Annotated in this window: 16 protein-coding genes and 1 pseudogene; 12 read left to right on the top strand and 5 right to left on the bottom strand. The window is 66.8% G+C overall.

Annotated features, from left to right (window positions below):
* Window positions 1-43: 43 nt before the first annotated feature.
* Window positions 44-934: a general stress protein gene (locus HGI30_RS23720; protein ID WP_168909527.1), complete on the bottom strand. Its 891-nt coding sequence runs from the start codon at window positions 932-934 to the stop codon at window positions 44-46.
* Window positions 935-1,372: 438 nt separating this feature from the next.
* Between HGI30_RS23720 and HGI30_RS22375 the strand changes: the two genes are divergently transcribed.
* The 4 genes from HGI30_RS22375 (at window position 1,373) to lepB (ending at window position 3,811) form a co-directional block, all read left to right on the top strand.
* Entirely contained in the window at window positions 1,373-1,837 is a 465-nt protein-coding gene (locus HGI30_RS22375) for a hypothetical protein (protein WP_168909526.1), read from the top strand.
* Between the two features lie 80 nt (window positions 1,838-1,917).
* Window positions 1,918-2,688 carry a hypothetical protein gene (locus tag HGI30_RS22370; RefSeq protein WP_168909525.1) on the top strand — a complete coding sequence of 257 codons (771 nt, stop codon included), beginning with the start codon at window positions 1,918-1,920 and terminating at the stop codon, window positions 2,686-2,688.
* Between the two features lie 95 nt (window positions 2,689-2,783).
* Entirely contained in the window at window positions 2,784-3,293 is a 510-nt protein-coding gene (locus tag HGI30_RS22365) for a hypothetical protein (RefSeq protein ID WP_168909524.1), read from the top strand.
* Complete coding sequence (gene lepB, locus HGI30_RS22360; RefSeq protein ID WP_168909523.1) at window positions 3,290-3,811, top strand: signal peptidase I; 522 nt, start codon at window positions 3,290-3,292, stop codon at window positions 3,809-3,811. The genes HGI30_RS22365 and lepB overlap by 4 nt, the downstream gene beginning before the upstream one ends.
* A 71-nt stretch (window positions 3,812-3,882) precedes the next feature.
* On the opposite strand, the gene HGI30_RS22355 is transcribed toward lepB, so the two are convergent.
* Together HGI30_RS22355 and HGI30_RS22350 are read right to left on the bottom strand one after the other, a co-directional pair.
* Window positions 3,883-4,509 (bottom strand): LuxR C-terminal-related transcriptional regulator, encoded by a 627-nt coding sequence (locus HGI30_RS22355; protein WP_235680253.1) that lies wholly within the window; start codon window positions 4,507-4,509, stop codon window positions 3,883-3,885.
* 238 nt (window positions 4,510-4,747) lie between these two features.
* Window positions 4,748-5,761 carry an LLM class flavin-dependent oxidoreductase gene (locus tag HGI30_RS22350; RefSeq protein ID WP_168909522.1) on the bottom strand — a complete coding sequence of 338 codons (1,014 nt, stop codon included), beginning with the start codon at window positions 5,759-5,761 and terminating at the stop codon, window positions 4,748-4,750.
* 205 nt (window positions 5,762-5,966) lie between these two features.
* On the opposite strand from HGI30_RS22350, the gene HGI30_RS22345 reads away from it, so the two are divergent.
* The 5 genes from HGI30_RS22345 (at window position 5,967) to HGI30_RS22325 (ending at window position 15,046) form a co-directional block, all read left to right on the top strand.
* The gene (locus HGI30_RS22345; protein ID WP_168909521.1) at window positions 5,967-7,724 is read left to right on the top strand and encodes a methyl-accepting chemotaxis protein; all 1,758 of its coding nucleotides are present in this window, start codon (window positions 5,967-5,969) and stop codon (window positions 7,722-7,724) included.
* Window positions 7,725-7,812: 88 nt separating this feature from the next.
* Entirely contained in the window at window positions 7,813-9,873 is a 2,061-nt protein-coding gene (locus HGI30_RS22340; RefSeq protein ID WP_168909520.1) for a catalase, read from the top strand.
* Window positions 9,874-9,876: 3 nt separating this feature from the next.
* Window positions 9,877-10,308 carry a DUF6526 family protein gene (locus HGI30_RS22335; protein ID WP_168909519.1) on the top strand — a complete coding sequence of 144 codons (432 nt, stop codon included), beginning with the start codon at window positions 9,877-9,879 and terminating at the stop codon, window positions 10,306-10,308.
* A 143-nt stretch (window positions 10,309-10,451) separates the two neighbouring features.
* Window positions 10,452-11,360, top strand: coding sequence for a LysR family transcriptional regulator (locus tag HGI30_RS22330; RefSeq protein ID WP_168909518.1), 909 nt, complete (start codon window positions 10,452-10,454; stop codon window positions 11,358-11,360).
* Between the two features lie 647 nt (window positions 11,361-12,007).
* Window positions 12,008-15,046: an efflux RND transporter permease subunit gene (locus tag HGI30_RS22325; protein WP_168909517.1), complete on the top strand. Its 3,039-nt coding sequence runs from the start codon at window positions 12,008-12,010 to the stop codon at window positions 15,044-15,046.
* Between the two features lie 113 nt (window positions 15,047-15,159).
* Here HGI30_RS22325 and HGI30_RS22320 read toward each other — a convergent pair whose 3' ends face one another.
* Window positions 15,160-16,350 carry a glycosyltransferase family 4 protein gene (locus tag HGI30_RS22320; protein WP_168909516.1) on the bottom strand — a complete coding sequence of 397 codons (1,191 nt, stop codon included), beginning with the start codon at window positions 16,348-16,350 and terminating at the stop codon, window positions 15,160-15,162.
* 254 nt (window positions 16,351-16,604) lie between these two features.
* The gene (gene pepT, locus HGI30_RS22315; RefSeq protein ID WP_168910053.1) at window positions 16,605-17,837 is read right to left on the bottom strand and encodes a peptidase T; all 1,233 of its coding nucleotides are present in this window, start codon (window positions 17,835-17,837) and stop codon (window positions 16,605-16,607) included.
* Between the two features lie 351 nt (window positions 17,838-18,188).
* Between pepT and HGI30_RS22310 the strand changes: the two are divergent.
* The 3 genes and pseudogenes from HGI30_RS22310 to HGI30_RS22300 all read left to right on the top strand — a co-directional run.
* Window positions 18,189-18,983, top strand: a pseudogene (locus HGI30_RS22310) (DUF6492 family protein); the annotation flags it as partial.
* A gap of 233 nt (window positions 18,984-19,216) precedes the next feature.
* Window positions 19,217-20,770, top strand: a complete 1,554-nt coding sequence (locus HGI30_RS22305) for a glycosyltransferase family 4 protein (protein ID WP_168909515.1) — start codon at window positions 19,217-19,219, stop codon at window positions 20,768-20,770.
* 2 nt (window positions 20,771-20,772) lie between these two features.
* Entirely contained in the window at window positions 20,773-22,119 is a 1,347-nt protein-coding gene (locus HGI30_RS22300) for a sugar phosphate nucleotidyltransferase (RefSeq protein WP_168909514.1), read from the top strand.
* Window positions 22,120-22,764 lie beyond the last annotated feature (645 nt).

Below are 22,764 nucleotides of genomic sequence, written 5' to 3'. Positions count from 1 at the left end.
TGCTTCTTCGGATAGAGGCGCTAATGGAGCAGCCCCTTTTTCCCTAGAACTTGTCGCGCAGGTTCTGGGCGCGCTCCTTGAGCGTGACGTCGCCGTCGCCGTCGCGGTCCTGGTCCAGCGGCGGGCCGTCGCGACGGACGCCGTCCTTGTCATAATACCGCGCGTCCCGCGTGCGGCCCGGCTCCGCGTAGCCGTCGGCGGCGCGATAGCTGCCGTCCACCGGATCGCGGTCGCTGCCCATGACCCGGCCGTCGCGATCGCGGTCCAGGTCCGTGTCGACGTAGCTGCTTCCGTCGACGCCGATCGTCGTCGACGCATCGGCGCGTCCGCCACGCACCGGCGTGCCGTCCGGATACACCTCGCCCGCTGGCACGGCGCCTGCATCGCCGGGCAGATCCGTCGCCGCTGCCGTCTGGTTGTACGGCTGCACGTCGCGCTCATACGACGGGGCGTTGATGGAGCCCGTGCTCCGCAGGGAGTCGTACACCGTGTGGTCCCGCTCGGCGCGCGATTCGACCAGCACCAGGATGTTGCCGTCCTGGACGTATTCATTATAAAGAGAAGCTTCGTTCTCCGGGATGCCCAGGCCGATCAGGCCGCCCACCAGTCCGCCGGCTCCCGCGCCGACCGCTGCGCCCGTAAGCGCGGCGGCGATCGGGCCGGCCGCGACGATCGGGCCGATGCCCGGAATCGCCAGCGCGCCGATGCCGACGAGCAGGCCTGTCAGTCCTCCCAGCATGCCGCCGCCTGCCGCGCCGGCCGCGACGCCTTCCGGCGCCATCGTGCCCGTCTCCTCCTGAATCGTCGAGACATCGCCCTTGTCGCGGGCCAGGATCGAGATGTCCTCGCTCTCTACGCCCCGCTCCTTCAGCAGCTCGATCGCCTCGATCGCCGCCTGCTCCGTGTCGTATACGCCTACGATTTTTTTGCTCATCTCCAATGACCTCGCTTTCGTGGATTCGTCGAGCTTGTATCCGTACCTGCGTTTCCTGTCGTGGAAGTAATATAACCGGACGACTGATTCGGTAAACGGAAGACGGTCCAGAGGCAGCCTGACGGTCCTCTAGGTCCAAAGAATGACAAATTCCGACTTTCGTCGACAGCATTCGATGACGGTATGGTGCCAAAGGATACCTTTCCTGGATCGTTCGTTCACTACACTAGGGCTGGGATGGACAACTCGTGAAGGAAGAGTAGCATCCTACCGCTCGCAAAACCTCGACCGCAGTATTCCAATGGATTGGAAAAATTGGGGCAGCCAGGAACACCGCAAAGTATCCTCGGGGGGGAGGCCTCGACGCAGGACTTCCCTCTATACTGAGTACAGACAGCAGGACGAAAGCTCTTGGGACGGAAGGTCGAGGTGAACGGGATGAAACGGAGAAGCTTGGCTGCCACGACGGCAGCGCTAGGGCTCGCGGCGGCGATCGGTTCGGGAACAGCCTTTGGCCAGGCGGGCTTCACAGCGGCTGTGCAGGAATGGTATTCAGACGCTTTCGGCAAGAAAGCGGACGAGCTGCGCTGGGGGGCGGAGCGCCAAGCCGCCGAGTCGTTCCGGGAAGCCGCCGACCTGCTCGCTCAGCAGGCCGCGCCAACCTACGGGAAGCAGGTCGAAGAGGCCGCGGAGCAAGCGCGTCAGAGAGCTTTCGACACCTACAGCGAGCATCTGGAACGTTATCTTCGCGAGCTGGACGAAGCGGAAGCCGAGCTTGCCGGGCCGAATGGAGCCATCGACCGGAGGTTCGAGGAAGCGGCGGCGGCCGCGCAAGCCCGCGCGGATGATGAGCTGGAACGCAGCCTGGACGAGCTTTTGACGGAGCTGACGCAGGGGGATTAAGCGCTCGAATCGGCGCCAAGCCGAATGCGGGAAGCCTTACATATCGCAACCAAAACCAATTCAAAGGGGATCATTCCATCATGGCCATCAAATCGCTCAAAACGAAAATCGCAGTCGGCGTCGTCGCTACAGGCATCGTAGCCAGCATGGGAACGGCCTTCGCAGGCGTTGACATCGCCGGTCAGTTCAACAGCTGGTACAACACGAAATTCGGCGCGGCTACGACCAAGGTCGCTGTGGATGCGACGATCGATTACGGGAAAAAGCTGAGCAGCTACAACAATGAGTACAATCAGCTGAAAACCGATTCCACAACCGGCGTAACGGCTTACCAGAAAGATCAGTCCGACGCTTCCATGCTGGCCATCAACAAGCAGAAGAACGACTACATCACCCAAGTGAACGCGGCGGCCGACGGCCTGAGCGCGAAAGCTCCTTCGGACTTCCAAGGCTTCGTGAACGGCGTGAACGCGACGGTCGACGGACTCAAGAGCGAAGCGAAGAAATATGGCGAGAACGGCCTGAAAAGCTCCGTGGAGGACCAATCCAAGAAAAGCGTGGAGCAAGTCGGCAAAGATGTCGCCGCTTATCAAAAGTCGTCCACGGACAACCTCACGGCGACGATCAAGGACCGCCAGGACAAGCTGAACAAGCTGATCCAGGATCAAGCCGCAACGTCCGACAAAGCGATCCGCGCCAACATCGAAGCGAAAATCGCCGAGCTGCGCGCCGAGCTGAACGACTATGCGAAGCAGCAGGTCGAAGCGGCTAAGACGAATGTGAAGGCTGAAGCCGACACGAAGACGGCGGCTGCGCTCGCCGCTCTGGAAGCCGCGGCCGTCATCAAGTAATTCCACGAATACAGCAGCGGAGGAATGGGGCATGGCGGGAATTCCCGGCATGTCCTTCGCTTCACCCGCCTGAACGAGAAGGAGCGGTAACCGACATGAGGAAGCAGCGGAGCGGAGCGAGGGCCGGAAGCTATGGATGGGCGAGAAGGACGGCCATCGGTGCGGGAGCGGTCGCGGCCGCGATGGCGATAACGGCCGGAGCGGCCTATGCCGACGTCGATCTGAAGAGCAAAATCATGGCCTGGGCGGGCATGCAGGCCGACGCGGCTGTCACCGAGCTGGACCGCGCGATCCAGGACGAGACCGCCCTTCAGGCGGAGCGGCTGCAGCAGCAGCTGCGCTCGGATCTCGAGCGCCAGGCGGCCGAGTTCGAGCGGTTCTCCGCCGAGCTGCAAGCGGCCAAGCGCCAGGAGATCGCTGATTACGCCCAATCGCTGCTTGCCTCCCGCAGCTTCGACAGCGAGGAGCAGAAGCGGGCGTACGCCTCCCGTCTGGATGCCGTCACGGCATCCGCGCTCGCTTCCTTGTCCGGGGTCGACGTACCGGCCGCCTCCCCGCCGCCGACCGTCTCGGGCGATACCTATGAGGGCGGCGAAGCTCCGTGAGCGGCCGCAGCAAAGAGGTGTGGGGCTGGATTCGGTACATGGCGGCGGCTGCCGCCGCCGTCTTTCTTATCACGCAGAGTGCGGGTCTGAGCCGCGTGTCGGGGCAATCCATGCTGCCGTCGCTGGAAGATCGGGACATCCTGCTCGTGAACAAGCTCTCCCGCTATCTCGACGAGCCGTCCTGCGGCGACGTCGCGATCATCGCCAGCAGCACCCTCGGCTACCGGCTCATCAAGCGGGTCATCGGCGTGCCCGGCAATGTCGTCGAGATCCGGGACGGGATCGTCTACGTCGACAGCCAAGCGCTCCCGGAGCTTTATGCCGTCGGCATGCCCGAGGACATGGAGGCGCAGCGGGTGAAGCCGGGGCATGTGTTCGTGCTCGGAGACAACCGCGACCCCGGGGCCAGCCTGGATAGCCGCAATCCGAAGCTCGGACAGGTGCCGTCCGGCGAGATCGAAGGCTATGCGCTGCTGCGCCTGCTGCCTTGGGGCGGCATCGCGGGGCCGCTGGACTGACCGCCGCGAACGCATCAAAAAAGAGCCGGCGGACGAAAGTCCGCCGGCTCTGCTTATAGGCCGGGTCCGGCTCAGCCGCCGATCGCGGACCGGCTCTGATGATAGTACAAGGCTGCCTTGGTGCGGTCCGGCAGGTCGAGCTTGGACAGGATCTGGCTCACATGCTTCTTGACCGTATACTCCGTCACGACCAGACGCGCGGCGATCTCCTTGTTGGACAGTCCCTCGCTCAGCATCTGCAGCACCTCGCTCTCCTTGGGCGTGAGGCCGGCGGTGATGTCGGCGGGCTGATCCGTCAGCCGCGATTCGAGCAGCTCGACATCATAATACTTGCGGCCCCGGGAGATCATGCGGATCGCATGGATCAGCTCCTCGGGAAGCGCTTCCTTGAGGACGAGGCCTTCGACCTCAAGCTCGAGCGCGCGCTTCAGCTCCGCCGGCGGCATCGACGAGGTCAGGTAGACGAACCGGCAAGCCGCTCCGGCCTGCCTGAGCTGGCCGATGACGTCCAGACCGCTCTGCTGATTGATGCGGTTGTTCATGATGCAGATGTCGGGACGCAGGCTCTGGATGAGCGCCTGCGCCTCCTTGCGGTCGGACGCCTCGCCGACGACATGGATGGAGTCCACTCCGGAAAGGATCGACGTGATGCCGCGCCGGACGAGCTGATATGGATCTACGACTATGACTCCGATCATCGGAATCCCCCTCTTTCATCGGAACGGTCATGCCGTGCTGCTGGATAACAATGGGCATGAGCTATTATACAGTTACTTCAATAGCCGATCAATCCGAAATATGGAAATGAAAGGCTCCGGCCGCCGGCGCAAGCCCGCGTCCGGCTATCGGACGGGCGCGTCCAGCGAAGTCCGTAGCCCAAAAAAGCGAGCTTCTCCCTGGCGGAAGAAGCTCGCTTTTGTCCGTTATGGGCGCCGCTCAGCCGAGCTCGCGGAACGCCTCGGCCGTCAAGCGGCAGGAATGCAGCCGCGCCGGATGGTCGTAAATCTGGCTGGCGACGATGAACTCGTCGGCTCCGGTCTCCTCGCGGATCTCCGGCAGCCGCCGCTTGACCGTCTCCTTGCTGCCGGCGATGGAATAGCGCAGCGTGCCCGTCAGGATCGCCTGCTCCTGCGGGGACAGCAGGCCGTCCATCGAGTCGACCGGAGGCTGCAGCTTGCCCGTACGGCCACGGATGATGTTCAGGAACTGCTGCTGCTGGGACGTAGCGAGCCACGCGGCGATCTCGTCCGTATCGGCGGCGATGACGTTGACGGCGACCATCGCATAGGGCCGATCGAGATGGCGCGACGGCTTGAAGCTGCTGCGATAGAGCGATAGCGCCGGCAGCAGATAGTCGGGCGCGAAATGGCTCGCGAACGCGAACGGCAAGCCGAGCTCGCCGGCGAGCTGGGCGCTGAAGCCGCTGGAGCCGAGCAGCCAGATCGGAATGTCGAGACCTTCGCCCGGCACCGCTCGCACGCCTGGAGCGGCCGTGCCGAGCGACGGGTCGAAATAGCCGCGCAGCTCGCTCAGCAGCTCGGGGAAATCCTGGCCTCCGGCCGTCAGGCCACGGCGCAGCGCCCGCGCTGCCGGCTGGTCGGAGCCGGGGGCGCGGCCGAGTCCGAGGTCGATGCGGCCGGGATAGAGCGACTCGAGCGTGCCGAACTGCTCGGCGATCGCCAGAGGCGCATGGTTCGGCAGCATGATGCCGCCGGAGCCGACGCGGATCCGCTTCGTGCCGCCGGCGACATGGCCGATGATGAGCGAGGTGGCCGAGCTGGAGACGCCGGGCATGTTGTGGTGCTCGGCCAGCCAATAGCGCGTGTAGCCGAGCTCGTCGGCGAGCTGCGCGAGCTCAAGCGTCCGGCGGAACGACTCGGCCGCATCCGAGCCTTCCGTGACGGGAGCGAGGTCGAGCAGGGAGTAGGGGATCGGGTCAGGGGCGGTCATCGGAAAATTCCTCCTTGAGAGCAGGTAATGGTTCTTATATCTATAATACTAGATAAATCAATGAAAGCCTAATGGATGAATCGGGATAGGTCTAAAGATTCATTTATACAAAATCCTGGCATGATTGTATGGTAATTTAGGCCTATATATAGTCTAATGTATCCATAAAGTCCCATCCCAATCTATCCTAAGCGAGGGTGAACCCATGAAGCTTCGTACCGTTCTAACGCTCGGATTCGCGGGCGTGCTTGTGCTCACGGCCGTCGTCGGCGCCGCCGGCTGGCTGCAGATCAGCTCCGTCAATCGGTCTTACGAGCGGCTCATCGAGAATCGGGTGGGAGCGATCGGATCGATCCAAGACCTGCGCTATGCCGCGGCGAGCGAGGACAGGAACATCCGCGGGTACCTCATCACCGGCCAGGAGAAGAACTATTCCGCGTACAATCAGGACCGGAAGGCTTTTGCGGCGGAAATGGAGCGGCTGCAGGCCGGTCTGGAGGAGGAGCAGGCGATCCGCCTCGCCGAAGAGCTGAAGCAGCTCGAAGCGGCGTACGGAAAAATCGTCGCGCAGCTGACGACGCTGCGTCAGCGGGGCGATACGGAGGGCTACTCCTCTCTCATGGTGGAGCAGAGCGTCCCGCTGTCGGCGCAGCTGACGGCAAAGGCGGACGAGCTGGCCGCGTTCGAGCAGACGCGGCTGGACGAAGCGGTAGCGGCGTCGAACGAGCAGGTGGCGAGGACGCGTAGCCTGATGGCGGCCGTCGTGGCGGCGACGGTGCTCATCGGAACGTTCGCGGCCGCCTGGCTGACGCAGCGGATCGTCCGGCCGACGCGGGCGACGGCCCGGCTGTCGGCGGAGATCGCCGCCGGCAATCTGGCCGTGGACGACATCGAGCGGCCGCGCATCGCCGAGCTGGGCGCGATGGCCGACTCGGTCAACGCGATGAAGGCTCGGCTGTCCCAGCTGCTGGATGCCGTCGGCGGGAGCGCGGACGAGCTGGGCGGTTCCGCCCGGCTGCTGGCGCTCAGCTCGGCGGCGGCGGAGAAGGACTCGGTCCGCATGCTCGAGTCGGTGCGCCTCATTTCGGATTCGGCGGCTGGCCAGCGGGAGCGGATGGGCGACAACCGCACGGCGCTCGAGGAAGGCGCGCTCAGCCTGAGCGGCGTCGCCGAGTCCGCTTCGCTGACGGCGGAGTCGTCCGAGCAGGCCCGGCTTCGCGCCGAAGAAGGCAAGCGGAGAATGGACGAGGCGCGCAGACGGATGGACTCGGTCGGCCGCTCGATCGCCCAGGCGGCTGCGTCCGTAGAGCGCCTCGTGCTGCAGGCGAGGGAGATCGGCCGGGTGACGGACGTCATCGCCGGCGTGGCGGAGCAGACGAAGCTGCTCTCGCTCAACGCCTCGATCGAGGCGGCGCGCGCAGGCGAGCATGGACGAGGCTTCGCCGTCGTCGCCCAGCAGGTCAAGAAGCTGTCGGAGGAGACGTCGGCCTCCTCCGTGCAGATCGCCGAGACCGTGCGCGGCATGGCGCTTCAGGCCGAAGAGGCGGCGGAGGCGATGGACCGCGGGCTCGAGGAGACGAAGGCGGGCTCTGCCGAGCTGGAGCGGACCGGCCTCGCCTTCGACGGGGTGAACGGAGCCATCGCCGTCGTCGCGCGCCAGGCGCAGGAAGTGTCGACCGCCGCCGAGGAGCTGTCGGCCTCGATGGAGGAGCTGCTGGCGACGAGCGATGATCTGCTCGGACTGGCGACATCGATCGCCGAGCATTCGGTCCGGGCGGAGGAGCTGTGCGCCGCCCAGCGGGGCGTCATGCAGGAGGTGTCCGCATCGACGGAGCAGCTGCGGGACATGTCCGACGGGCTGCGACGGGAGCTGGGCGAATTCCGGCGGACGGAGGCGGCCGGAACGAATCAGCCGGGATCGGATCGGGCTCCGCAGGAAGGCCCGGAGCCGAGCGCCGCTTAGCCGTGCTCGCATTCGTTTGATTGGCAGCAGTCCTCGTCGGTTAAAGGAGAGAAGACTAGAACTCGATTTAGAGGAGGAACTTCTTTTCATGAGCAATCAGCCGAAGGGGCACCGGAACGAGACGGACAAGACCGAGCAGCTGAAGGGCTTCACCGTAGACAACGACGGACAGAAGCTGACGACCAATACCGGCCTTCACGTCGCCGAGGACGAGCATTCGCTGAAGGCGGGCGTGCGGGGTCCGACGCTGATGGAGGACTTCCACTTCCGCGAGAAGATGACGCATTTCGATCATGAGCGCATCCCGGAGCGCATCGTGCATGCGCGCGGAGCGGGTGCTCATGGCTATTTCCAGGTGTACGAGCCCCTCGCGGAGCTGACGGAAGCGGGCTTCCTGCAGGACCCGTCCAAGCAGACGCCGGTGTTCGTGCGCTTCTCCACCGTCGCGGGCTCGCGCGGCTCGGCGGATACGGTGCGCGACGTGCGCGGCTTCGCCGTCAAGTTCTACACGGAGGAGGGCAACTTCGACCTCGTCGGCAACAATATGCCGGTCTTCTTCATCCAGGACGCGATGAAGTTCCCGGACTTCATCCATGCGGTCAAGCCGGAGCCGCACAACGAGATTCCGCAGGCGCAGTCGGCTCACGACACGTTCTGGGACTTCGTCGTCCAGAACACGGAGACCGCCCATATGGTCATGTGGGCGATGTCCGACCGCTCGCTGCCCCGCAGCTACGCCATGATGGAGGGCTTCGGCGTCCACACGTTCCGCCTTATCAACGCGGAGGGAAAGGCGCGCTTCGTCAAGTTCCATTGGAAGCCGGTGCTCGGCACGCATTCGCTCGTTTGGGACGAGGTGCAGAAGCTGGGCGGCAAGGACCCCGACTTCAACCGCCGCGACCTGCATGACTCCATCGAGGCCGGCCGCTATCCGGAATGGGAGTTCGGCCTGCAGGTGCTGGAGGAAGAGGATGAGTTCAAGTTCGATTTCGACATCCTCGACCCGACGAAAATCTGGCCGGAGGAGCTCATCCCCGTGCGCAAGGTCGGCAAGCTGACGCTGAACCGCAACACGGACAACTTCTTCGCGGAGACGGAGCAGATCGCTTTCCACCCGGGCCATCTGGTCAAAGGCATCGACTTCTCCAACGACCCGTTGCTGCAGGGACGGCTGTTCTCCTACACGGACACGCAGCTCTCGCGCCTCGGCGGCCCGAACTTCAACGAGATTCCGATCAACCGTCCGATGTGCCCGGTGCACAACAACCAGCGCGACGGCATGCACCGCATGACGATCAACCGCGGTCCGGTCGCGTATCACAAGAACGGCATCGCCGGCGGGGCTCCGCACCCGACCGCGGACGGCTACAAGCATTATCAGGAAAAGGTCGAAGGCCATGTCACGCGCGAGCGCAGCGACAGCTTCAAGGATCATTACAGCCAAGCGGCGCTGTTCTGGAACAGCATGTCGGACGTGGAGAAGCAGCATATCGTCTCGGCGTTCAGCTTTGAGCTCGGCCACGTCAAGGACAAGGCGATCCGCCAGGCCGTCATCGACATGTTCGCCAACGTCAGCGGCGAGCTGTCGGCGGGCATCGCCGCCAACATCGGCGCGACGCCGCCGGCCAAGGCGGACGACAAGGCCCGAGAGGCGGCCGCTTCGCCCGCGCTCAGCATGATGAACACGATCAAGACGCCGAACGGCCGCAAGGTCGCGGTGCTCGTGGCGGACGGCTTCGACGGCGCAGCGACCGAGGCGCTCGTCCGTGACCTGACGAATGCCGGCATCCAGCCGGAATTCCTCAGCGTCCGGCTCGGCGCGGTCAAGAGCGACGCGGATTCGGCCGTCGAGGCGGCGCACAGCTTCCTCACGAGCGATTCGGTGCTGTTCGACGCCGTTCTCGTCGCCGGAGGGGAGGCGAGCGTCCAGGCGCTGGCGGCCGTGCCGAAGCTGGCGGACTTCCTGAAGGAAGCGTTCCAGCATTACAAGGCGATCGGCTTCGGCCGTGCCGAAGACGCGGAGCAGCTGCTCGCGCTCGCCGGCATCAAGGCCAAGGCGGGCGATCCGGGACTGCTCGCGGGCCAAGGGCTCGGCCAGCCGTTCATCCAGGCGGTCGCCGAGCACCGCCACTGGACGCGCCAGGTCTAGCGGATGGCGGACCGCCGCAAGCAGCCGCCGCGCTTCGATCCGCTCCACCACTTCGTGAACCTGCCGCTCGGGCTCGCGCTGCTGATCGCCTGCTCCGTCCATGCGGCCCGGCAGCCCTGGGGCACGGACGCCGCCTGGACGGCCTGGCTGCTGGCCGGACTCGCGCTTGTGCTGCTGCTGGGCCTGCTGCGGATGCGGGTGTACGCGACCAAGTCGCAGGACCGCATCATCCGCGCGGAGGAGCGGCTGCGGCATTTCCGGCTGACGGGCCGGGAGCTGGACCCGCGGCTGACGCTGCCCCAGCTGCTCGCCCTGCGCAACGCGGGGGACGGCGAGTTCCCGGCGCTGTGCGGACGGGCGGCGGCCGAGCGGCTGGAGCCGCCGGCGATCCGGGCGGAGATTCGCGAGTTTCGGCCTGACGAGATGAGGATTTGAGAGCGGACAACGAATTCCGGCATGACCAAGTATGACTTGGTCATGCCTTTTTCGTCTGTGGCCCAGCGCGCTCCTCGTTTACGAATTGAGCGGCCACCCTTTATACTAGCCGTAACCGAACCGAGCAAGGAGGACGAGCCATCATGACGCTGCAGCAGCTGCGCTACATCATCGAGGTCGCGGCGAGAGGGTCGATGAACGAGGCGGCCCGGCGCCTGTTCATCTCGCAGCCGAGCCTGTCCAAGGCGGTGCAGGAGCTTGAGCAGGAGCTCCAGATCACGATCTTCCGCCGCACGAACAAGGGCATCGAGCTGTCCACCGAGGGGACGGAATTTCTCGCCTATGCGCGCCAGGTCGTCGAGCAGGCGGACTTGCTGGAGAGCCGCTACCGGAGCGCCCGCCGGGCGCCGCAGCATTTTTCCGTCTCGACCCAGCATTACGCGTTCGCCGTGAATGCGTTCGTCCGGCTCGTCGAGCAGTACGGACAGGAGGAGTACGACCTGGCGCTGCGCGAGACCAAGACGCATGAGATCATCGAGGACGTGCGGATGCTGCGCAGCGAGATCGGCATCCTCTACCGCAACGAGTTCAACGCCCAGGTCATCCACAAGCTGCTCGCCTCGGCCAGCCTGGAATTCCACACCTTGTTCACGGCCGAGCCGCATGTGTTCATCAGCATCCGCAACCCGCTCGCGCGCAAGGCGAGGGTGACGGTCGAGGATCTGGAGCCGTATCCATATCTGTCGTTCGACCAGGGCGAGTACAACTCGTTCCACTTCGCGGAGGAGATCCTCAGCACGCTGTCCCACCCCAAGAGCATTCGCGTCAGCGACCGCGCGACGCTGTTCAACCTGCTCATCGGCCTGAACGGCTATACGATCTCGACCGGCGTGCTGAGCAAGGACCTGAACGGCAACGAGATCATCCCCGTGCCATTGGAATGCGACGAGACGATCGAGGTCGGCTGGATCAGCCAGCGCCAGCGCGCGTTGTCCCGGCTGGGAGCCGCCTACGTCGAGGAGCTGGAGCGGGCGGTGCGGCGAGAGGACTGACGCCGTGCGGGGCGGGGGGAGAAGGCGCCAGAATGGGCGAGAGGTCCGGGTCACAGCGAGTCGCCAGTATCGCCTCGCGGCGGGTGCTCTGGAGTGGGGGCGACAGGTCGTTCGTCGACGGCAGAATAGGCAGGACGTAACGAACCTGAGGTGTCTTATTTGCCCCTAGGGAACTCTTCTTGAGCGCTGACGAACCGGAGACGCCTTATTGGCTTGTTCACGACGGGATAAGGGTCTGTTTTGGCGCAATAACGTGTCTCCGGTTCGTTAGCGTGGAGAAGGTCCGATTTTTCGCCGAATAGCGTGTCTGAGTTTCGTCAGCATATGCAGAGAAGGGGACACGGACGAGGCTGTGCCGACGGTCTAGTCCGGGAGGGCGATCTCCCGGGCCTTTTTTGCATGCGGAAAAAGAAGGCCGCCCGCGCCAGCTCAGCCCTCAGCCTGGCCCCCTTGGCTGCGCCCCTCGCCGCCGCCCTCCATCCTCCGTCGGAGCCTGCTCCTGGACTTCAGACCGGCTCCGCCGCCCTCCCGCAGATGGGATCGAAGACCGTTCTCCAGCCGTTTCCAGCCCGCGTCGAGTTCAAGGTACACTCTCTATGGCACTTTAATCCGACAAAGAGAAAGCGACCATGGGGAGGAAGATGGGGATGAGGTCATTCATTCAAGGAGCATTTCGAAACAAGGCGGCGGTGTGGCTGTGCGTCGTGCTCGTGCTGGTCATGGGGACGGCAAGCTACCTCAAGCTGCCGATGGAGTTCCTGCCGGAGGCGGACAATCCGCAGGTGACGGTGACGGCGATCGGGCCGGGCTACGACGCGGCGTCGATGGAGGCGCTCGTGACGAAGCCGCTGCAGGAGGCGACGGCGGGCATCCAGGGCAAGACCGCTGCGTTCGCGACGTCCGGCGACAGCTACTCGCAGCTCAATCTGAACTTCGACTCGTCGACGGACATGAAGCAGGCAAGGGCGGATGTGGAGCGGGCCATCGCCTCCGTGCCGCTGCCGGAGCGGGTCGCTCCGCCGTACGTGATCCAGCTGAACACGTCGATGATCCCGGTGAGCTGGGTGACGCTGACGTTCGACGAGACGATGGCCGAGGCGAAGCGCGCCGAGGCGGAAAAGGACATTCTCGAAGCGTTCCGGGACATCGACGGCATCGGCGCCGCCCAGCTGTCGGGCCGTCCGCAGCCGTCCGTGACGGTGTCCCCGGACGCGGATAAGCTCGCCGCCAAAGGCGTGCCGCTGCAGGCGCTGTATGGCGTGCTGCAAGGCCGCACGGGCTCCGCCTCGATCGGCGAGAGCCAGCTCGGCGGCAGCGCCGTCAACCTGAACGTGACGTCGACGCTGCGCGACGTCGAGACGCTGCGGCAGCTGCCGGTCGCTCCGGGCGTGGCGCTCGGCGAGGTGGCGCGGGTCGAGGCGCAGAGCGAGGCCGGCGGCATCAGCCGGCTCGGCGGCCAGGACGCGCTCGTGCTGACCGTGACCAAGGCTCCGGGCGCCAATGCGGTCGCGGTCGGGAGGGACGTGGAGAAGGAAGCCGAGCGGCTGAACGGAGAAATTCCCGGCGCGGAGCTCAGGGTGCTCATGAGCAGCTCGGACCAGGTCGTGAATTCCGTGAACAGCATGATGAAAGAGGTGCTGCTCGGAGCGCTGTTCGCGACGCTCGTCATTCTCGTATTCATGCGGAACATCCGCGCGACGCTCGTCACGATCGTGTCGATCCCGCTGTCGCTCGGCCTGACGCTGTACCTGCTCGACCTGTCGGGCGTATCGCTCAACATCCTGACGCTCGGCGGCGTCGCCGTCGCGGTCGGACGGCTCGTGGACGACAGCATCGTCGTCATCGAGAACATTTTCCGCCGGCTGCAGAAGGAGCGCTTCTCGATTCCGCTCGTCATCGACGCGACGCGCGAAGTCTCGACCGCCATCACCGCCTCGACGCTGACGACGGTCGCGGTCTTCCTGCCGATGGGCCTGCTGCGCGGCTCGCTGCAGGCGTTCCTGCTGCCGTTCGCGCTGACCGTGAGCTACTCGCTGCTCTCGTCGCTGCTCGTCGCGCTGACGGTCGTTCCGCTGATCGGTGCCGGGCTGTTCCGGAACGTGCGCCTGACGGAGCATGAGCCTTCCCGGCGCTTCCAGCGGTTCCTCGACTGGAGCCTGCGCCGCAAGTGGCTGCCGCTGACGGCCGCCGTCGTGCTGCTCGCCGGCTCGATCGGAGCGTACGCAGCGATGCCCAAGGGCGCGCTCGATACGTCGGACGCCTCCAACCTGTCCGTAACGCTGGCCTTCCAGGCGGATGCGACGCAGGAGCGGATGGCCGCGGACGGAGAAAAGCTGGAATCGTACCTGCAGAGCCTGCCGGAGCAGGAGTGGGTGTACATGACGGCGGGAGGCAACGAGGAGTCGGCCCAGTACGGCGAGATCGCTTCCCGCACGCAGATCCGCTATCTGCTCGGACTCAAGAAGGGAACGGACGCGGAGGCGCTGGCCGAGCAGGTGAAAGCGCAGGCGGGCATCCCTGCGGACGCCGAGCTGGAGGTGAAGACGTCGAGCCTGATGGGCGGCAGCGGCGGCTCCCAGGTGTACGTGGACGTGACGGGTCCGGACGCGGCGACGGCGAGCTCTGCGGCGGCGACTGTCATGGCGGCTATCGAGCCGGTGCAGGACGTGCTCAAGGTCGAGAGCAACGAGCAGGCGAAGAAAGCCGTCTACACGCTGGAGGTCGATCCGGCAAAAGCCAAGTCGGCGGAGCTGGCCCAGCAGCTGCAGGGCATGCTGAACCCGGTGCCGATCGGGCAGCTGGCCGGCGAGGACGGCCGGCAGACGCCGGTCGTGCTGCAGCCGGCGCTCGCTCCGACGCAGGCCGCGGAGCTGGATGCGCTGACCGTGCTGACGGACGCCGGTCCGCAGCCGGTATCGGCGGTCGCCAAGTGGGTTCAGGAAGAGAAGGCGACCGTCTACTACCTGAAAGACGGCAAGCCTTACGTCCGCATCGCGGCCGAGGCGGAGCCGAGCCGGCTGTCCGTCGTCGGCGCGGACATCTCCAAGGCGGTCGACGGCCTGAAGCTGCCCGCCGGCGCGCACGCCTCTGTCGGCGGCGCCTCAGCGGACATGTCGCAGGACTTCGCCGATCTCGGCATGATCGCGCTCATTTCGATCGGCATCGTCTACCTCATCATGGTGCTGACGTTCAAGACGCTGCGGACTCCGCTGGCGATCCTGTTCACGCTGCCGCTCGCGGCCATCGGCGCGGTGCTCGGCCTCGTCGTGACGCAGGTGACGCCGGACTTCACGGCGATGTTCGGCGCGCTCATGCTGATCGGCATCGTCGTCACCAACGCGATCGTGCTGCTCGACCGCGTCAAGCACAACGAGGAGACGATGCCGATCCGCGAGGCGCTGCTCGAGGCGGCCGGCACGCGCATGCGCCCGATCCTGATGACGGCCATCGCGACCGTCTGCGCCATGCTTCCGCTCGTGTTCGGCTCGGCGGAGAGCGGAAGCATCGTCTCGCAAAGCCTCGCGATCGTCGTCATCGGCGGCCTGATCGTCGCCACCGTGCTGACGCTCGTCATCGTGCCGTGCATCTACGAGCTGCTGTTCTTCCGCAAGGCGGCCCGCCAGCGCCGCGAAGGTCTGGGCGCGAAGCGGAAGCCGGAGGAAGCCTCCGAAGCGCTCCCTCTGTAACGGACACGGGCCGTAGAACTCGGGTCAGACGAAAAAGAAGCCGTTCCCCCCGCTGAAGGGCCGGGGAACGGCTTTTTCACGCTGCAGGCCGATGCCCAGCCGTCCCGAGCGGGTCAGCCGGTGCCGAACGACGGATCGGCAGCCCGCGCGTGCCTGGAGCGCTCGATCACCTCGCCGTACTGGTCCAGCAGATCGTCGAGAATCGCCTCCCACGACTGGCTGAGGGCATGCTTGCGCCCTTCCTCGCCCATGCGGCGCGCCTCGTCCGGAGACGCCGCCAGCCGCTCGATGGCGGCCGCGAAGGCGGCGGCGTCGCCCGGCGGGCAGAGCAGGCCGGTCGCCTCGTGGCGCACGGACTCCCGGATGCCCCCGGCGTCCGCGCCGATGACGGGCAATCCGCTCGCCATCGCTTCCAGCGCCACGTTGCCGAACGTCTCCGTGGAGGACGGAAAGACGAACAGATCCGCCGACGCATACAGCTCGGCGAGCTCCTCGCCCTCGCGGTAGCCGGCGAAGATGGCGCCGTCCGGCGCGCCGGCCTTCAGCTCCGGCAGAGCGGGCCCGTCGCCGACGACCAGCCAGCGCGCGCGCCCTTCCCGGGAAGCGGGCAGCCCGCGCAGCAGCTCGGCCAGCGTGGCGACATCCTTCTCCGGCGCGATGCGGCCGACATAGAGCAGGATGCGTTCGTCCGGGGCGATGCCGAACCGCTCGCGGACAGCCGCCGCGCGGCGCTTGGCCGGATGGAACCGCTCGCTGTCGACGCCGCGCGTCCACAGCCGGAGGCCGCCGACGCCCTGACGGTAGAGGGCGAGCAGCGTCTCGCGCGACGGCGCGAACGTCGCCCCGCAGCTGCGGTGGAACCAGCGGATGTAGCGCCAGTAGAGCGGGACCGCTTTGGCCATGCCGTAGTAAGAGAAGTAGCGGTCGAAGTGGGTGTGGTAGGACGCCGCATGGGGCAGGCCGCGCCGCCGGGCATACCGGAGGCCGCACAGGCCGATGTTGAACGGCGTCGCCAGATGGAGCAGGTCGGGACGGAAGCGGTCGAGCTGCTGGCGCATCGACAGCACGTTGGGCAAGGCGAGGCGGCATTCCGGGTAGAGCAGGAACGGGACGCTCGGAGACGGCCGCAGCGACAGCGGCGGCGGATGCAGGGCCAGAGGCGGGCTCGCCTCTTCGGGAGAGGCAGGGGCGAAGACGAGATGCTCGATGCCGCGGCGCTCCAGATGGGCGGTCAGCCGCCCGAGCGTGCGGGCGACGTCGTTCATCTGCGGGGCGAACGTATCCGTAAACAAGGCGAGGCGCATGGCGATCCCTCCCGGTTCGGTCGTGGCGAAAACGGCGGTCCCGGCGATCCGTCCCGCGCTCTCGGCTAGAGCCTACAGGGCGACTGTCAGCGCCGGATCAGCGGGACTTGTAGAGGTTGTAAACGAGGGGGAGTTCGGCGGGATCCGGCAGGCGAACGCTCCAAAAACGCCGACCGGCAAGGAGCGCGGCTCCTTGCCGGTCGGCGTTCCCGTCCGCGTCCATCTCGTTCCCGGACGCTCGCGCCTGCATTTGCCTAAGCCTGCTCCTCCGCCAGCGTGGCGATGCGCAGGATGACCTCGGCCGCCTTGACCATCGTGTCGGCGGACACGTATTCGTAGCGGCCGTGGAAGTTCTCCCCGCCGGCGAACAGGTTCGGCGTCGGCAGCCCCATGTAGCTCAGCTGCGAGCCGTCGGTGCCGCCGCGGATCGGCTTGATGTCCGGCTGGACACCGCAGTCCTCCAGCGCCTGGCGCGCCAGCTCGACGATGTGCATCGCCGGCTCGATCTTCTCGCGCATGTTGTAGTACTGGTCCTTCAGCTCGAGCGTGACGCTGCCCGCGCCGTACGTCTGACGGAACTCCTCGGCGATCGTCTGCAGCAGGCTCTTGCGGTTCTCGAAGCTCTCGCGGTCGAAGTCGCGGATGATGTAGCGCATGCGCGTGAGATCGACGGTGCCCTCGAACTCCATCAAGTGGAAGAAGCCCTCGTAGCCCTCCGTGAACTCCGGCACCTCGCCGGCCGGCAGCCGGCCGTGCAGCGCCATGCCGATCGTCTGCGCGTTGAGCATCTTGCCCTTGGCGTAGCCGGGGTGCACGTTCTTGCCCTGGATCGTGACGAGGGCCTCGGCGGCGTTGAAGCTCTCGTACTCCAGCTCGCCGAGCGCACCGCCGTCCATCGTATAGGCGAAGTCGGCGCCGAACGCCGCGACATCGAAGCGATGCGGCCCCCGGCCGATCTCCTCGTCCGGCAGGAAGCCGACGCGGATCCGTCCATGCGGAATCTCCGGATGGGCGGCCAGATAGGCCATCGCGGTCATGATCTCGGCGATGCCCGCCTTGTCGTCCGCGCCGAGCAGCGTCGTGCCGTCGGTCGTGAGCAGCGTCTGGCCCTTGTAGCCGGCCAGCTCGGGGAACTCGCGCGGCGAAAGCGTGATGCCGAGCTCCGCGCTGAGCACGATGTCGCCGCCGTCGTAGCTCTCGACGAGCTGCGGCTTCACGTTCGCGCCGGAGAAGTCGGAGGCGGTGTCCATATGCGCGAGGAAGCCGATCGTCGGCACGGGCTTGGCGCTCGTCGCGGGCAGCGTCGCCATGACGTAGCCGTTGCCGTCGAGCGTGACCTCGGTCAGCCCGATCGCCTCCAGCTCGTCCTTCAGCTGGCGCGCCAGCACCAGCTGGCCGGGGGTGGACGGGCAGCTCTCGCTGCTGTCGTCGCTTCGCGTATCGACGGCCGCGTAGGCGGTGAAGCGGCGGATCAGCTCGGGTTTCAGATCGTTCTTGTCCATGGAAAAGACTCCTTTATGGCGCCGGAGAGCTCGGGGAGCCCGTCCTCCTTGAGCGCATGCTGTCGTTCGACCCGCCTTGCCGCCGCAAGGACGACCAAGCGGGTTCGTCATGCGTCCACTATAGCAGGTGCGAAGGGCGGTAATCCAGCGAGGCGGGCGGAGCCGGCTCATTTTTGAGGCTGGGGAGCGGCGGATGGGAGCGGCTGTCCTCCCCTGCGGCCGACGATTCCCGTGGCATCGGCCCCTTCCGCCGGCTTGCCCAGCCCCGGCTCCTGCGGGCGGCATATGCTGGTGGCAGAGCTTTTGACGACGACCGTACAGGAGTTGACCGAACCCATGCCGAAGCCGAAGGCGGCGGGAGCCGCAGCGCTCCCCCGCATCGATGTGCTCATCCCCGCGATCGAGAAGGACCTTCCGACGCTTCCCCATGTCATCCGCGCCGCGCGCGCCCAGGTGCGCCATCCGATCGGCGAGATCGTCATCGTCGCCCCCCGCAAGGACGCTATCCTCTCCCTCTGCCGCGAGCACGGGTGGAGGTTCGTCGACGAGAACACCGTGCTTCCCCTGACGAAAAAGGACATCCACTACCGCTCCGCCCGCTGGGAGCGCTCCGGCTGGCTGTTCCAGCAGCTGCTCAAGCTGAGCGGCGACAAGCTGTGCTCGGCGGATTACTTCCTCGTCATCGACGCCGACACCGTGCTGATCCGGCCGCACACGTTCCGCTCCGGCGGCCGCACGACATTCTACACCCGCGGCTGGACGCAGCCGGAGTACCTGCGCATGCACGAGCGGCTCATGGGCCGCAAGGCGGCGTCGCCGCGCTCGCTCGTCACCCACTACATGCTGTTCGAAAAGGCGAAGCTGCGCGACATGAAGCGCGACATCGAGGAGCGCCACGGCATGAGCTGGCACCGCGCCATCCTGACGAAGCTGAACCGCTCGCAGCAGTTCGGCTTCAGCGAGTACGAGACGTACGGCAATTACGTGTACAGCCGCAATCCTGCGGCCGTCCGGCTGCGCCCCGCGCAGAACCGCGCGCTGCACAGCAGGGTCGGCAGCCTGACGCCGGAGCGGCGGAAGCGGCTGGCCGCCAAGTACCGCTCGGTGAGCTTTCACGAGCGCAAAGGCTACGTGCGCCGGGCTGCCGCCGCCGCAGGGACGGCGGGAAGAAGCGCCGGGAAGGCTCCGGCCGGCGCCGTGGCGAAGCGCCTGGCGGGCGGCGGCGCCAGGCCGGCGGTGGCCGTAGGCGCGTCGAAGCGTCGGGCGAACCTCGCCGGCCGGCCGGCTCCGGCCGCCGCGCGCCACGCGGCGCCGCGCGGCGCGGCGCGGCCGCTCGCGGCCGGTCCGGGCCGCCGGTACGGCCGATGAGCCGGCCGGGCGGGCGCTGGCGCGTCGACTGGCAGGGCCCGATCGGACGCCCAGGCGGACTCGGCGGCGCGAGCCGGCAGTACGTGCGCGCGCTGCGCCGGGCCGGCCTGCCGGTGCGGGCCTCGGCGCGGATCGGGCTGCCGCCCTCCGGTTCGTCCGGCGGGGGCGCGGGCAGCAGCGGGCGGAGGATGCTCGTCTACCACCATCCGCCGCACACGCTGGATGCGGACGAGGCGCGACGGCGCGGCTACGATCGCGTCGTGCTCAACACCGTCTGGGAGACGACGCGGGTTCCGGCCCGCTGGCGCGGAGCGATCGACCGGTACGATGCCGTGATCGTGCCCTCGCGCCATAACGTCAAGGCGCTGCGCGACAGCGGCGTCACGGTGCCGGTCCATCTCGCGCCGCATGGCGTCGACTCGCGGCGGTTCCGTCCGGGTCGGCGTCCGGCCGGGGTGCCGGAAGCGTCCGGACGCTTCGTCTTCCTGTCGGTGTTCAGCTTTCAGCACCGCAAGAATCCGGAGGCGCTGCTGCGGGCGTATGCGGAGGAATTCAGCGACAAGGACCGCGTGCTGCTGGTCGTCAAGACGAGCGGCTGGAAGGACGAGGGGGGAGCCGTCGGCGCGGAGCGCCGCATCCGCCGCTATCTGGACACGCTGCGGCTGCCGCATCGGCCGGCGCCGGTCCGGGTCATCTCCGGCCAGATCGGGGAAGGCCGGCTGCAGGGGCTGTACGCAGCGGCGAACGCGTTCGTCCTGCCGACTCGCGGCGAAGGCGTCGGCATGCCGTTCATGGAGGCGCTGGCGAGCGGCGTGCCGGTCATCGCCCCGCGTTGGGGCGGGCAGGCCGATTTCCTGACGGACGCCAACTCGTTCTCCGTCCCGTATCGGCTGCGTCCTCCCGCCGAAAGCATGCAGGGACGCGGAGCGATCTCGCGAAGCTTCAGGGGGCTGTTCGCGCAGAAGGGACAGTTGTGGGCCGAAGCCGATCTGGCCGGGCTGAAGCGGCAGATGCGCGCGGCGAGCCGCGATCGGGCGCTATGCGCCCGGAAGGGGCGGCAGGGACGCCGGGACATGCAGGCGTTCAGCTGGGAGGCGGCAGGGCGCAAGCTGCGCCAGGCGCTCGAGCGGATCGGCTCGGAGCCGGGAGCGGCGGGCGGGCCGAGGAGAGGCGCCAGAGAGCCGGGGACGGCGATCGTGTCCCGGAAGGGCGCGCGGAAGCCGAGGGAAACGGCGAACGTGTCTCGGGAGGGCGCGCGGAAGCCGGGGACGGCGATCGTGTCCCGTGAGGGCGTGCGGAAGCGGGGGACGGCCCGGCGGGGAGGCGCGCTGGAGCCGGAGACGGAGATCGTGTCCCGCAAAGGCGGCCGAAGGCCGGGGGCTTCCTCTCGGAAGCGCGGCAAGCGGGGACGGAGGCTTGCAGGCCTCGGACCAAACACGCGGCGCCGAGCATCGACTCGCCTGCTGCGGTCGGCCTTGCCGAGGCGTTCGAGGCGCTCGACCGGATCGCGGCCAACGGGGCCGCGCGCTGGAAAAGGAGGACGAAGCTAGACATGCGACTCATTTTATTGTCCGGAGGCTCGGGCAAGCGGCTGTGGCCGCTTTCCAACGAAATCCGGTCGAAGCTGTTCCTGAAGCTGCTGCCGGCTCCGGACGGGGGCTTGGAATCGATGATGGAGCGGCTGTGCCGGCAGCTTCGCGAAGAGGGGCTGCTGGAGGGCGCGGTCATCGTGACGCATCGCAGCCAGGCGGAGATCACGCGCGCGCATGCCGGACCGGACGTGCCGATCGTGGAGGAGCCGTCCAAGCGGGGCACGTTCACGGCGGCGGCGCTCGCGGCGGCCTATCTGGCCGGCCGAGCTGGAGCCTCGATCGAGGAGACGGCGGTCGTATTGCCGGTCGACCTGTTCGTGGAGCCCGACTTCCTCGCGCTGCTGCGGCGCCTGCCGGAGGCGACGGCGCGCGGAGCCGAGCTCGGCCTGATCGGCGTCGGGCCGACGCATCCGTCTTCGCAGTATGGCTATATCGTGCCGGAGCGCCGCCGTCCGCCTTCGGAGGAGGGCGGGTGGCTGGCGGTGGAGCGCTTCGCCGAGAAGCCCGATCCGCCCGATGCGACGCGCCTCATCAAGCGCGGCGCGCTGTGGAACAGCGGCGTTTTCGCGTTTCGGCTCGGATGGCTGCTGGATAAGCTCCGGGAAAAAGGCTACCCGGCCGCGTACGAGCAGCTGCTGCAGGGCTATGACGGGTGGGAGGAGAAGAGCTTCGATCAGGAGCTCGCGGAAAAAGCCGCCCATGCCGCCGTCCTCCGCTACGGGGGAAGCTGGCAGGATCTTGGGAGCTGGACGACGTTCCTGCGGCAGCTCGGCGACGTGCAGCTCGGTCCGGGGGCGGTATCGGCCGGCGCGCGCAACACGCATCTCATCAATGAGCTCGGCTGCCCGATCCATATCATCGGCATCTCCGACGCGGTCGTCGCGGCCAGCCCGGACGGCATCCTCGTCGCGAGCAAGGAGCATTCCGACCGCATCAAGGAAGCGCTTCGCACGCTGCCGAGCCTGCCGATGCAGGAGGAGAAGCGCTGGGGCAGCTGCCGCACGCTGGAGATCGATCGGCTGGAGAGCGGAGACCAGGTGCTGACGCGCCGCGTTTCGTTCAAGGCGGGCAAGTGCACGAGCTACCATCTGCACCAGGCCAAGGAGGAGATATGGACGGTGCTGTCCGGCGTCGGCCGCTTCATGCTGGAGGACGAGATTTTTCCGGTCGGACCCGGCAGCGTCATGCGCTTCCCGCCCGGCTCGCGGCACGGGGTCAAAGCCGTGACGGAGCTGACCTGCATGCAGGTGGAGATCGGCCGCGTGCTCGACGAGCGGGACATCGAGCGGCTGCTGATGAGCTGGTAAGGCGCGCGGACATGATCTGGAGCTGCTGCTGCTGCTGAGCTGGAAGGGCTGCGCGGCCTGCCGGGATGCCGGCGGCAGCGGGCAAGCAGGCCGGGCGCCGGGCAAGCAGGTCGGGCGCCAGGCGAGCAGGCCGGGCGCCGGGCAAGCAGGTCGGGCGCCAGGCGAGCAGGCCGGGCGCCAGGCGAGCAGGTCGGGCGCCAGGCAAGCAGGCCGGGCTGCAGCTCTTGACGCGTTCGCCCGTCCTTGCAGGCCGACCGGCATGGGGAGTTGCAGCAAATCAGCTTAACACGGACCTCGGAGCCTTGCCCCAATCCCGAATGGAATCTCTACCTCGACAGCAGCGCGACGGCGGCGGGCCTGCCGCTGCCTCTTGCGACGAATCAGCTCGTTAGGGCACCAGATTCGGTCCCATCAGAAAGGTAACGACGGGTGAAACGCTTAGAAGCCGCAAAGGACGATGAATCAGGGCTGAACACGCGCATCGGAGCGTCTAAGCGTTTGAGGAGTCGTAAGCGTAACGGAAGACGGGAAAAAGGCCCTCTAAGCGTCTGACGAGTCGCAAGAATTTCGGTGGCGCATCCAAAAGGCGGCGTTTCAAAGCGGCGACAAATTAAAAGCCCGACTTATCGGCCATAAAGCATCCTC

The organism is Paenibacillus albicereus, from assembly GCF_012676905.1.
GTDB classification, from domain to species: Bacteria; Bacillota; Bacilli; order Paenibacillales; family Paenibacillaceae; genus Paenibacillus_O; species Paenibacillus_O albicereus.
The sequence above is the reverse complement of the archived record's forward strand: the minus strand, read 5'-3'. Positions and strand labels throughout refer to the sequence as shown.